This window comes from Mucilaginibacter sp. GW821-FHT07H05 (assembly GCF_059418485.1).
Genome location: NZ_JBWKPY010000009.1, coordinates 112620 through 124903 on the forward strand (window position 1 = coordinate 112620; position 12284 = coordinate 124903).

The 12284-nt window shown below is 43.5% G+C and carries 11 protein-coding genes; 8 read left to right on the forward strand and 3 right to left on the reverse strand.

Features of this window, described 5'->3' with window-relative positions; genetic code table 11:
* Positions 1–24: 24 nt before the first annotated feature.
* Positions 25–675, reverse strand: coding sequence for a LysE family translocator (locus tag AC07M6_RS22450; RefSeq protein ID WP_494893373.1), 651 nt, complete (start codon positions 673–675; stop codon positions 25–27).
* A 159-nt stretch (positions 676–834) separates the two neighbouring features.
* Here AC07M6_RS22450 and AC07M6_RS22455 point away from each other — a divergent pair, with 159 nt between their 5' ends.
* Positions 835–2469, forward strand: coding sequence for an MFS transporter (locus AC07M6_RS22455; RefSeq protein WP_494893375.1), 1635 nt, complete (start codon positions 835–837; stop codon positions 2467–2469).
* 109 nt (positions 2470–2578) lie between these two features.
* Complete coding sequence (locus AC07M6_RS22460) at positions 2579–3034, forward strand: deoxycytidylate deaminase (RefSeq protein ID WP_494893377.1); 456 nt, start codon at positions 2579–2581, stop codon at positions 3032–3034.
* A 140-nt stretch (positions 3035–3174) separates the two neighbouring features.
* On the opposite strand, the gene cmk is transcribed toward AC07M6_RS22460, so the two are convergent.
* Together cmk and AC07M6_RS22470 are read right to left on the reverse strand one after the other, a co-directional pair.
* Entirely contained in the window at positions 3175–3849 is a 675-nt protein-coding gene (gene cmk, locus AC07M6_RS22465) for a (d)CMP kinase (RefSeq protein WP_494893379.1), read from the reverse strand.
* A 33-nt stretch (positions 3850–3882) separates the two neighbouring features.
* Positions 3883–4689 carry a patatin-like phospholipase family protein gene (locus AC07M6_RS22470; RefSeq protein WP_494893381.1) on the reverse strand — a complete coding sequence of 269 codons (807 nt, stop codon included), beginning with the start codon at positions 4687–4689 and terminating at the stop codon, positions 3883–3885.
* Positions 4690–5752: 1063 nt separating this feature from the next.
* Here AC07M6_RS22470 and AC07M6_RS22475 point away from each other — a divergent pair.
* The 6 genes from AC07M6_RS22475 to AC07M6_RS22500 are packed head-to-tail and all read left to right on the forward strand — an operon-like array spanning position 5753 to position 12185.
* Positions 5753–7429, forward strand: coding sequence for a GMC oxidoreductase (locus tag AC07M6_RS22475; protein WP_494893383.1), 1677 nt, complete (start codon positions 5753–5755; stop codon positions 7427–7429).
* A 36-nt stretch (positions 7430–7465) separates the two neighbouring features.
* On the forward strand, positions 7466–8938 hold the full coding sequence (locus AC07M6_RS22480; protein WP_494893385.1) for a Gfo/Idh/MocA family protein: 1473 nt from the start codon (positions 7466–7468) through the stop codon (positions 8936–8938).
* 32 nt (positions 8939–8970) lie between these two features.
* On the forward strand, positions 8971–9537 hold the full coding sequence (locus tag AC07M6_RS22485; protein ID WP_494893387.1) for a gluconate 2-dehydrogenase subunit 3 family protein: 567 nt from the start codon (positions 8971–8973) through the stop codon (positions 9535–9537).
* A gap of 27 nt (positions 9538–9564) precedes the next feature.
* On the forward strand, positions 9565–10455 hold the full coding sequence (locus tag AC07M6_RS22490) for a hydroxypyruvate isomerase family protein (RefSeq protein ID WP_494893389.1): 891 nt from the start codon (positions 9565–9567) through the stop codon (positions 10453–10455).
* Positions 10456–10493: 38 nt separating this feature from the next.
* Entirely contained in the window at positions 10494–11375 is an 882-nt protein-coding gene (locus tag AC07M6_RS22495) for a sugar phosphate isomerase/epimerase family protein (protein ID WP_494893391.1), read from the forward strand.
* Between the two features lie 27 nt (positions 11376–11402).
* Positions 11403–12185 carry a 3-keto-disaccharide hydrolase gene (locus AC07M6_RS22500; RefSeq protein ID WP_494893393.1) on the forward strand — a complete coding sequence of 261 codons (783 nt, stop codon included), beginning with the start codon at positions 11403–11405 and terminating at the stop codon, positions 12183–12185.
* Positions 12186–12284 lie beyond the last annotated feature (99 nt).

The following is a 12284-nucleotide window of genomic DNA, read 5'->3' on the forward strand; positions in this document are numbered from 1 at the left end:
GGTTTGTCGAAATGACATATTTTATTAGCTCATTGGCGAAAATACATAGTGTGTTACCAGCTTATCTACCAAAATCAGCGAGGCAATGATGAGTGCTATACCTGCCACTTCGTTTAAGCGGTGAACCAGTTTTTCGGAGATCCGGTCGCGCAGTTTGTTGGCGTAAAAGGCTTTGGTGGCATCCATACCAAATTGCACAATCAGCACGGTAAAAAACATAGTGGCCAGTTTTAAGCCGCGATGCGGTACGCCGGTATGGTAAATGGTGCTGGCGGTGCCGATAACAGTGATCCAGTGGAAAAGGATAGTTGGGTTAAAAATGCACATCAGGAAACCTTTCAGAAAAAAGCCGGCCCGTTTAATGCGTTTTGGGGTGGGGTTTTTAAAATCAACATCGGCCTTTTTAAAGATATAATGGATGCCGATGCCAAAAAGGATAACGCTGCCGATAATACCTGCTATAGTTTTGGTTTGCGTAGAAACTTCAAAAAGCTGTGAACCGAAAAGGATGGCGCCCACAAAAACAACATCGCTGGCAACCACACCCAGGGCTAAAGCTACGCCCGCATGAAAGCCTTTTTCGATACTGGTTTTAATTAAAGCGAAGAAAACCGGGCCGGTTAAAAACGTAAGCACTAATCCAATTCCAATACCCGATATAACGGCCTCTATCATTTACTAACAGGCTTATGTTTAGTTTAAAGTATGCGAATATGCAACTTTATCTATAAAACAAAGAAAATATGCCGCCTATTTAATTTTTTAAAATATGGTGAATAATGAAAAATTACCTTATGTTAGTGTCCTTTAAACACCAATTTTTAAAATTACCTTATGGAGCAAACTAACAGCAAGAACTACGGTTCGGCTTTGTACACGCTTATCACCGTTTTTTTCTTTTGGGGCTTTTTAGCTGCCTCAAACGGGGTATTTATCCCTTTTTGTAAAGTTCATTTCCACTTAACGCAGTTTGAATCGCAATTGATTGACTTTACCTTTTATGGTGGCTACTTTATCGGTTCGCTGATCCTGTATTTTGCATCGCAAGCCAGTAAGGTGGATATTATGAATAAGCTGGGCTATAAAAATGGCATCATTTTAGGCCTGGTGATATCGGCTGTAGGCGCGTTAGGTATGATACCGGCAGTTGCTTCAGGCGCATTCGGGTTTATATTGGCGGTGTTCTTTATTATAGCCATTGGTTTCTCGCTACAACAAACAGCAGCTAATCCCTTTGTAATTGCTTTAGGCCCGCCCGAAACAGGTTCAAACCGTTTAAATTTTGCCGGAAGTATCAACAATATTGGCGGTTTATTAGGTCCGGTGGTGGTAGGTGTTATCCTATTCGGATCGGCCAATGCCAAAATTGCGCCCGAGAATGTCCAGATCTCTTCTGTAAATAACCTGTACTATATGCTTGCCGGTTTATTTATCGCGGTAGCGATATTCTTTTGGTTTTCTAACCTGCCAAAGGTTACCAGCGATGAGAAAATAGAATCGAGCCAAAAAGCTAATTTGCCTTTGTTAATTATGTTTTTGGCGTTCCTGTTAATATTAGCAGCCGATCCGTTAAGCGCGGCTATTGGTATGCCAAGCCAGTACTTTGTATATTTATCGTTAGCCATAATTGTATTTACCCTTGTAGGTACCATGCTGGCTGCCAAAAATAGTAAAGCAGGTTGGGGTGCTATGCAATACCCACAGTTAATATTAGGTATGCTGGCTATATTTACCTATGTAGGTACCGAGGTAACTATCCAAAGTAATTTAGGGTCGTTAATGAAAACGCCGGAGTTCGGCTCATTTCAGGAATCAGACATCGCACCTTATATCTCCCTGTACTGGGGCAGTTTAATGATCGGGCGTTTTGCCGGTTCAATAGGTGCCTTTAATTTATCAAAATCAGTTAAAAATATCCTGTATATCCTGATTCCGTTTATGGCATTTGGTATTGTATTATTAGTTAACGCGTCTACGGGTGCTAATGTTAGCAGCCTGTATGTATACGCTATTTGTGTAGGTATCCTGGTGGTGGCTTTCTTTATCGGTCAGCAAAAACCAACCCGTACATTAACCGTGTTAAGTTTATTGGGTGTAGCGTTTATGGTAGCAGGCTTATGTACAACAGGTAAAGTAGCCACTTTCGCATTTGTTAGCGGCGGCTTGTGCTGCTCAATTATGTGGCCATCTATCTTCTCGTTATCAATTGCGGGCTTGGGTAAATATACCAGCCAGGGTTCGGCATTTTTAATTATGATGATATTGGGTGGTGCTATTATCCCGCCATTGCAGGGCAAAATTGCCGATGGCAGTAATGACATTGTCAGCGGAATGAGCGGCCTGCACTTTTCGTACATTGTGCCGGTATTAGGCTTTGCTTACCTGGCCTATTTTGCCTGGAAAGTAAGCAGCGAACTGCGCAGCCAGGGTATCGATCTGGATCACGTAGAAGTAGCGGCGGGGCATTAATATTATAAAGATTAGTTAATCGGAGGTTAGAGATTTTTAGGAAAAACCCTGCAAATCTCTAACCTTTGTCTTTTAGCCTAATCTCTAATTAACCAATCTCTAATCACTAATGAACAAACCTTCATTCGAACATATTTTTATGAACCTGGCCGGCGACCTGGCTAAGCGATCGCACTGTGTGAAGGCGCAGGTGGGGGCGGTGCTGGCTAAGGATACACGCATCATTTCTATTGGCTATAATGGCCCGCCATCAGGCACGCATAACTGCGACGAGGAATGGCCCGGCGTTGGTTGCGCGCGCGATTCAAAAGGTAGTTGCTCGCTGGCCTTACATGCCGAGGAAAATGCCATATTATACGCTGTGAAAAATGGCGCCCGTTTAGAGGGGGCTACGCTTTACACTACGCTATCACCTTGTTTGGCTTGTGCCAGGTTAATCTACTCGGCAGGGGTTAAACAGGTTTATTACAGGTATTCATACGCCGAATATAAAGGGCTGTTAAGCGATGAGGGCGTTGATTTTTTAAACAGGTTTGGTGTGAATACGGAGAAGTTTGCGGAGTAATGTGGCGATTTAACCACAGAGATCACAAAGAGAGAACCACAAAGTACACAGAGATTTTATTTGAAAATGATTGAACAAAAAAGGCTCTGTGACCTCCGTGCAAACCTCTGGGGCTTCTGTGGTTAAAAACTCTAAACTTACTACTTCAAAAACGGTTCAATCTTATCCAGCGCAAATTGCAATTGCTCATCGGGTGTTAAATCGGTATTATCTAAAATAATAGCATCATCTGCACGGGTGAGCGGGCTTTCAACGCGGGTAGTATCCTGGTAATCGCGATGGGCCAGGTTTTCAAACACGTCTTCTAAGGTAATATCAGGGTTTTTAGGGGCCAGTTCCTTAAAACGTCTTTCAGCGCGGATCTTTGGGTCGGCGGTCATAAACAATTTTACCTGGGCATGCGGAAATACTACCGTGCCAATGTCGCGGCCATCCATTACAATGTTTTTAGATTGGCCCATGCGTTGCTGCTGCTTTACCATCTCTACCCGAACCTCGTGTATGGCCGAAACGGCGCTCACATTTTCGGATACCGGCATCAGGCGGATCTCGTCGGATACCTCCTCATCGTTAAGGGTGATATGAGTTTCATAATCGCGCGAGTGGAAGTTGAGGTGGATATCCGTTAAGGCTTTCGCAATCTGATCGTGGTTATTATAATCAATGTTATTGCGTAAAAAAAACAGGGTAACCGCCCGGTACATAGCGCCGCTGTCGACATAAATGAAATGGAGTTTTTTGGCCAGGGCTTTGGCTAAAGTACTTTTCCCGCATGACGAGTAGCCATCAATGGCTACCACAATGTTATTGCTCATCGGGGTACAAAGTTAGCAAAATTATATGAGCGGTTAATCGGATATCTTAACCAGTTCTTTCAGCATATCGTTCCCTTTAATGGCTTTTAAACCTTCTTCGTAACCTATCATATAAATCTCTTCGGCGGCATCCGTATCAAATATACCATAGCCACCCAGGCCGTGCGGTTCTATCACCACATCGCAAAGGCTTTTGTGGTTATTAAGACTGGCATTAATAGCTATCATGGCCGACCGGTCTATCAACTGCCCAAACGATTTAATCTCGGTAACTACCGGCAAATGGTTGCAGTACGAGCCAATAATAAAATCGCAATTACCCACCAGTGGTTCCACAGGGAAATTATTGAGTATACCGCCATCTATATACATGTGGTTGTCAATGATAATAGGCTTAAACAAGCCCGGTAAACAGCAAGATGCTAAGATCACCAGGTCTAGCTGGCCCTCGGTAAAGTAAATCAGCCGGCCTTCACCCAAATCTACCGTGGCAATGGTAATGGGTATTTTAAGTTTTTCAAAGGAGTTATGGGGGATATACTTCTCGATGATAAAACGGGCGTTCAATATAGATAGCAGGCCGGTACTGCCAATTGAGGGGCGTAATGATTTAAGCAGCCGCGAATCTTTAATAATCTGCAGGATTTCTTTCGGGCTATAGCCTTCAGCAAAAAAAGCCGCGGCAATTGCTCCGGCGCTGGTACCCGCTATATGCGAAAACCGGATCCCATGATCCGTAAGCGCCTGCATCACACCCAAATGTGATACGGCCCTGATGCCGCCGCCTGATAATGCTAAACCTATATGATGATGTGGATGCTGATCGATATGGGGATTCATGTAGTAGTTTGTAATTAATGGTCGATAAGTTAACGTTTTAATCGCGAATGAAAGTATTGACGGTGGTGACTAATCCATACTATTAAGAGGAAGGGGTAATTGGTATAAATAATTCGGTAAATCTGTCAGTAAATTGAAAAAATCTGATTGACTCTTAAACGAAAATTCGCTCCGTGTCATGTTTGTGTCAAATTGTCATGTAAAATATTTCCTGGTTATTAACGTCCAGTTGCTGGTGCTTTAAAACATGCTTTTATACACGAAATAAGTTTTTTAACCGGGATTTATGGGTGAAAAACCAGTATAATCAGATTTTATGCCGCATTATTTTAATTTATTGATCAAAATAACGCTGATTTTAATTTTTTCAATTGCGATTTCTATTTTTTACAGAAATAAGCAATCATCCTATTTCTCATCATTAATTTTTTAGCAGGCATTTAAATAAACGCAATTTTATTTAGCCAATCCATAACTTTTTATTGGTGTTTAATTTAAATTTTTAAAATCAAAAAACCGGTATTTTAAGCTGAATGAGCGCATTTGGAAGCTAAAATTAATATGGCATATTTTTAGCCGCATGACAGTCATAAGGATTAAATTATTCTGATTTACAGCCTGTTGTCAGGCCTCTAAAATAAAGAATGGTCCAATTCCTGAACCTGTAAGTATTTATTAAAAATTAAAAAATTAAGACCATGGTAGTTGTATTAGAATTTGCAGCATTATTAGTTATTATGTTATCTCCGCTATTTACTCCTAAAAAGAAAATAGCTTAATTTACCCGGTATACCGGTAAATAAAAAATGGATAGCCCTTTCCGGCTATCCATTTTTTATTTAAGCTGTTTTTTAATTTTTTTCGGAACCGTTCCCACACATAGTTTGATTAAAATCTGCGCGAATTATTCACCCGTATTGCTTTAAAAACGCGTCATTTTAATAAGTGTATTTTGTACAATTACCATTAGCATTGTATCCATTTTGTTACAAATATACGTAGATAAGAAAAAGCAATATATTTACATCTTCTCATTAACAAAACCTTCTTTATAACTTCAATTATGGCTAATAACGTATACGATGCGATTGTGATCGGATCGGGTATATCAGGCGGGTGGGCCGCTAAAGAACTAACAGAGCATGGCTTAAAAACCATTATGCTGGAGCGTGGCAAAAACATTGAACACGTTAAAGACTATGTAAATGCTACTAAGGACCCCTGGGAAATTAAACACCACGGCGGCCGTACCCAGCAAATGATAGAAGATCATCCTGTATTAAAGCGGGATTATGTTTTAAGCGAAGCCAACCTTGATTACTGGACCAACGAAAAGGAGAGCCCCTATAAAGAGGTTAAGCCGTTCGACTGGTTCCGTGGGTATCATGTGGGCGGCCGCTCGTTAATGTGGGGCAGGCAATCCTACCGCTGGAGCGATTACGATTTTGAAGCCAATGCTAAGGACGGTACAGCTGTAGACTGGCCTATCCGTTATAAAGAACTGGCCGAATGGTATAGCCATGTAGAGAAATTTGCCGGTATCAGCGGCTCGAGAGATGGGCTTGCACAACTGCCCGACGGCGATTATATGCCGGCCATGGAAATGAATTGTGTGGAGAAAGATGTTGCCGCACGTATCAAAAAAGATTATAAAAACAGGCACATGATCATCGGCCGCACGGCTAATATTACGGTACCGCATCATAACCGCACCAACTGCCAGTTCCGTAATAAATGCGCGCTGGGTTGCCCCTTCGGCGGATACTTCAGCACACAATCGTCAACCTTACCGGCGGCTGTGGCTACAGGCAATTTAACCCTGCGCCCTTTTTCTATCGTAACTAAAATATTGTACGATAAGGATACCAAAAGGGCCAAAGGCGTTGAAGTGCTGGATGCCGAAACCAATAAAACTTACGAGTATTTTGCCAAAGTAATATTCCTTAACGCCTCCACTTTAAACTCAACCTGGGTGCTCATGAATTCGGCTACCGATGTATGGGAAGGCGGCTTAGGCAGCAGCAGCGGCGAGTTAGGCCATAACCTGATGGACCACCACTTTAAATGCGGTGCCAGCGGCGAGGTAGAAGGCTATGAGGATAAATACTATTTCGGCCGCCGTGCTAACGGTATTTATGTGCCGCGCTACCGCAACCTGTTTGGCGATAAGCGCGATTACCTGCGCGGTTTCGGTTATCAGGGTGGTGCCAGTCGTAAAGGCTGGAGCCGCGAAATTGCCGAAATGGGTATAGGTGCCGATTTTAAAGAGGCGCTGACCGAACCGGGCCAATGGACAATGGGTATTACCGGCTTTGGCGAAACTTTGCCATATCACGATAATAAGATCACGCTTGATAAAGGCAGCAAGGACAAATGGGGCCTGCCGATATTAGCTATTGATGCCGAGATAAAAGAAAACGAACGCAAAATGCGTATAGACATGATGGCTGATGCTAAGGAAATGCTGGAAAGCGCCGGCATTAAAAATGTGAAGACCTACGATAACGGCTACACCTTAGGCGCGGGTATTCACGAAATGGGCACCGCCCGCATGGGTAACGATCCAAAAACATCGGTACTGAATAAAAATAACCAGGTTTGGGATGCGCCAAACGTATATGTAACCGATGGCGCCTGTATGACATCGGCTGCCTGCCAAAATCCATCCTTAACTTATATGGCGCTTACTGCAAGGGCTGTTAATCACGCCATCGGCGAACTGAAAAAACAAAATATTTAACGTAGTTTTCATCATATATACCAAATGGATCAATCTATGAAAGATAAAGAAACGCCGCAGCCAGAGGATGCTTCAAGGCGCACATTTATAAAGAACAGCGCCCTGGCAGCAGCCGGTTTTATGATCGTTCCCCGCTTTGTGCTGGGTGGCAAAGGCTACACCGCGCCAAGCGACATGCTAAACATAGCCAGTGTAGGTGTTGGTGGTAAGGGACAAAGCGATATTGCCAATTTCGCTAAAAGCGGCAAGGCGAATATTGCTTTCCTGTGCGATGTGGACGATGCGCGTGCGGCAAATTCGGTTAAGGCATTCCCTAAAGCAAAATACTATAAAGACTGGCGCGAGATGTATGATAAGGAATCAAAGAATTTTGATGCCGTATCTGTTTCAACCCCCGATCATACCCACGCGGTAGCAACAATGGGGGCTATGCAATTGGGCAAGCACGTATACGTGCAAAAACCCATGACGCATGACCTGTTTGAAGCCCGTGAGCTAACCAAAGCCGCGCAAAAATATAAGGTAGTTACCCAAATGGGCAACCAGGGCGCATCAAATGATGGGCCGCGCCAAATGAAAGAGTGGTACGATGCCGGCCTGATAGGCGATGTGCATACGGTATATTGCTGGACCGACCGCCCCGTATGGCCGCAGGGTATCCCATGGTCTAAAAACAAGGCCGAAATCCCTAAAACTTTAGATTGGAACCTATGGTTAGGTACTGCGCCTTATAAGGATTTTGTAGAGAAAGTAGTGCCTTTTAACTGGCGCGGCTGGTGGGATTATGGGACCGGCGCCCTGGGCGATATGGGCTGCCATCTGATGGAAGCCCCTTTCAGCGTACTGAATTTGAAATATGCTAAAGAAGTACAGGCCAGTGTAGGCTCGGTTTATGTAGATGAGTTTAAACGCGGATATTTCCCGGATAGCTGTCCGCCATCAAGCCATGTTACCTTGAAATTCCCTAAAACAAATAAAACCAAAGGTGATGTTGTTGTGCATTGGATGGACGGCGGTATCCAACCCGAACGCCCCGAAGAATTGGCCGCTAACGAAACATTTGGCGATGGCGGCAACGGTACACTGTTTATCGGTACCAAAGGCAAAATGATGTCTGAAACCTATAGCGCTAACCCTAAATTATTACCGCTTAGCAAAAATGCCGATATTAAAGTAAAGCCAAAATTTGCCCGTGTACCGGGTGGTGCTAACGGTCACTACGCCCAATGGGTTGAAGCCGCTATTGCCGGTTACGGTAAGCAGGAGGTAAGTTCGCCATTCGAGATAGCTGGTCCGTTAACTGAAGCGTTATTGATGGCTAACCTGGCTATTCGCAGCTTTGATGTACAAAAAATGGTGAAGGATGCTAAAGGCGTAGATAAAGCCACTTATCCCGGCAGGTATATGAAAATGCTATGGGATAATGATGCCATGCGGATCACCAATTTTGATGATGCTAACCAATTTGTTAAACGTACTTACAGGCAGGGTTGGTCGCTTGGCGTCTAAACCTTAACTAAAATATCTAATCATAGATTAATATGAACAGAAGAGATGCGATATCAAGAGTAGCCCTGATTATGGGCGGTACCGTAATTGGTGCCGAATACTTTTTAAGCGGTTGCGTAACCGCCCCTAAAAACTATAACGAAATCTTTACCCTCGACCAGGTAAGTTTGCTGGATGAGATTGGCGAAACCATTATCCCGGCTACCAAAACACCGGGTGCTAAAGCCGTACACATTGGCCAGTTTATGGCCTTTATGGTAAAGGATTGCTACGATGCCAAAAACCAGGAAATATTTGTAGATGGCATTAGCAAAGTTAACGATGCTGCCAAAAAGAAATACAATAGCGATTTTATGGCCATAACCCCTGCCCAGCGTACCGAATTATTAAATACCCTGGATGCCGAGCAAAAGGCCTATACAAAAGATAAAAAGAAAGAAGACCCCAATCATTATTTCAGGATGATGAAGGAATTGACGCTGCTGGGGTATTTTACGTCTAAAGAAGGTTGTACCCAGGCGCTGCGTTATGTGCCGGTACCGGGAAGGTACGATGGCTGCATCCCCTACAAAAAAGGTGATAAAGCCTGGGCTGTTTAAATCATAAACCAAAAAAACTGATCAGCAATGGCAAATAAAGAAACCCGCAGGGCAGCTATAAAAAATATGATAACCGGAACTGTTGCCGTAGGCGCGGCCGGCGTATTAACCTCTTTTACAGCAGATGCTGAACCGCAAAATACAAGTATGGAGCTTAAAGGAAATATTAACCACTCGGCCTGCTTTTGGTGCTATAAGGGCATCCCTTTAGAGGATCTGTGCGTGGCGGCTAAAGGTATGGGCATAAAAGGTATCGACCTGGTTGGCCCGGCTGATTGGCCTACCTTAAAAAAACATGGCATCCACTCGCCCATGTGCAATGGCGCCGAAATTAACCTGACCGATGGTTTTGCCGAACCAAAATTTCATGCAACGCTGCTGAAAAACTATTCGGAGATGATACCCAAAGTAGCCGAGGCAGGTTATACTAACCTCATTTGCTTCAGCGGCAGCCGCCGTGGTATGGATAACGAAACCGGCTGGAAGAACTGTGTAGAAGGCTTAAAGCCTTTAGTGGCCCTGGCCGAAAAGCATAAAGTAGTACTGGTAATGGAATTGCTGAACAGCAAGATCAACCACAAAGATTATTTCTGTGATCACACTGCCTGGGGAGTAGAGCTTTGCAAAAGACTGGGATCCGAGAATTTTAAATTGCTGTATGATATTTACCACATGCAGATAGACGAAGGCGACGTGATCCGCAACATTAACGAAAACCACCAATACATTGCCCATTATCATACCGGCGGTGTCCCCGGCCGTAACGAAATCGATGATACCCAGGAACTATATTACCCGGCTATTATGAAGGCTATTGTGGCTACAGGCTTTAAAGGCTATGTGGCGCAGGAGTTTGTGCCAAAAAATCCAGATAAGCTGGCATCACTAAAAAAAGCTATCCAGATCTGCGATGTGTAGATATTAAAAACATTCTAAAAAACATCTAACCCATAATTATGAATAACAGAAGAACATTCCTTAAACAAAGTGCCATGTTATCGGCAGGTATGTTTTTGGCTAATCCCGATATGCTTTTTGCAAAACCAGCTAAGTTGAAAGTTGGTATACAATTATATTCGTTAAGAGATTACTTGCCTAAAGATGTAAAAGGCACCATTGCCAAAGTAGCCAAAGCCGGTTATACCGAAGTGGAAACCTATGGTTATGATACCAAAACAAAAACTTTCTGGGGCTTAAGTGCTAAGGACTTTAAATTGCTATTGAACGATCACGGTATCACATCGCCAAGTGGTCATTACGGTGTCGATCAGTATTTTACCACAGGCAAGTCTGATGATCAGCAGGCATATATAGATGCGGCGCACGATTTAGGACAAAGCACCATTGTTGTACCTTATTTAAACGATACTTTCCGCAAAACGGTAGACGATTTTAAAACCGCTGCCGCAAAGGTTAATCAGATAGCCGCAATGAATAAGAAAGCGGGTTTAAAAACGGCCTATCATAATCACGATTTTGAGTTTAAGCCGGTTAACAACGTAATGCTTTATGATGTACTGCTGAAAGAGACTGACCCGGCGCTGGTGAGTTTTGAAATGGATTTGTACTGGATAGCGCATGCCAAGCAGGATCCTATTCAACTGTTTAAAGCGCATCCCGGCCGTTTTACTATGTGGCATATTAAAGATATGGACAAGGCTAACCGCGATATCAATACCGAAGTAGGTACAGGTAATGTCGATTTTAAAAAGATCTTCCAATACCAAAAATTATCCGGTGTAAAGCACATTTATATGGAGCAGGAAAACTTCTCTATGGATGCTTATGCCAGTATCACGCAAAGCGCATCGTATATTAAAAAAAACTTGCTTAAGTAACAGATCATCTACATTAAACATTTTCAAATGAAACGTTATTTGTTATTGGCCTTATTAGGAGGTATTAGCATTTGTACAGCTATGGCTCAGGAAAAACCCAAGCACGAGGATACCGAATTTTATACCCCTGTGCCGCCTGTAGTTACGCCCGGCGCTACCAGTGCCATGCCGCCATCAGACGCTATTGTATTATTTGATGGCAAAAACCTCGACCAATGGGTTACCACCGATGATAAAAGTCCGGCCAAATGGACGGTAGATAAAGGCGTGCTGACCGTGAAAAAAGGTACAGGTAATATCGAAACTAAACAGGCTTTTAATAATTATCAGCTACATATCGAATGGCGGATCCCCGAAAATATTACGGGCGAAGGCCAGGGCAGGGGTAACAGCGGCGTATTTTTAGCCTCGATAGGTAAGGGCGATGCCGGTTACGAATTGCAGGTACTGGATAACTATAACAACAAAACTTATACTAACGGACAGGCCGGCAGTATCTACAAACAAGCGGTACCATTGGTTAACGCCAATAAAAAACCGGGCGAGTGGCAAACTTACGATGTAATATGGACAGCCCCGGTGTTTAACGCCGATGGCAGTTTAAAAAGCCCCGCCCGTGTAACAGTATTATTTAACGGCATACTGGTGCAAAATAATTTTGAACTGGCCGGGCCAACACAGTATATCGGCAAGCCAAGCTATAGTATAGCACATGGCCCAAGCCCGATAAAGCTGCAGGCGCACGGCGATAAAAGCGAACCGATCAGCTTCCGGAATATTTGGGTAAGAGAAATTAAGGCGTTGCAGTAATTCGGATTTCGGAATTTCAATTTCGAATTTATGCAATTTATCCGCTTGTCATTTCGAACGAGCGGGGCAGGGAATAAGCGGCGGGGCGAAGAGAGAAAT

Coding starts and splice junctions, on each gene's coding strand:
- AC07M6_RS22450 (WP_494893373.1), bottom strand. CDS start 675: ATGATAGAGGCCGTTATATCGGGTATTGGAATTGGATTAGTGCTTACG.
- AC07M6_RS22455 (WP_494893375.1), top strand. CDS start 835: ATGGAGCAAACTAACAGCAAGAACTACGGTTCGGCTTTGTACACGCTT.
- AC07M6_RS22460 (WP_494893377.1), top strand. CDS start 2,579: ATGAACAAACCTTCATTCGAACATATTTTTATGAACCTGGCCGGCGAC.
- cmk (WP_494893379.1), bottom strand. CDS start 3,849: ATGAGCAATAACATTGTGGTAGCCATTGATGGCTACTCGTCATGCGGG.
- AC07M6_RS22470 (WP_494893381.1), bottom strand. CDS start 4,689: ATGAATCCCCATATCGATCAGCATCCACATCATCATATAGGTTTAGCA.
- AC07M6_RS22475 (WP_494893383.1), top strand. CDS start 5,753: ATGGCTAATAACGTATACGATGCGATTGTGATCGGATCGGGTATATCA.
- AC07M6_RS22480 (WP_494893385.1), top strand. CDS start 7,466: ATGAAAGATAAAGAAACGCCGCAGCCAGAGGATGCTTCAAGGCGCACA.
- AC07M6_RS22485 (WP_494893387.1), top strand. CDS start 8,971: ATGAACAGAAGAGATGCGATATCAAGAGTAGCCCTGATTATGGGCGGT.
- AC07M6_RS22490 (WP_494893389.1), top strand. CDS start 9,565: ATGGCAAATAAAGAAACCCGCAGGGCAGCTATAAAAAATATGATAACC.
- AC07M6_RS22495 (WP_494893391.1), top strand. CDS start 10,494: ATGAATAACAGAAGAACATTCCTTAAACAAAGTGCCATGTTATCGGCA.
- AC07M6_RS22500 (WP_494893393.1), top strand. CDS start 11,403: ATGAAACGTTATTTGTTATTGGCCTTATTAGGAGGTATTAGCATTTGT.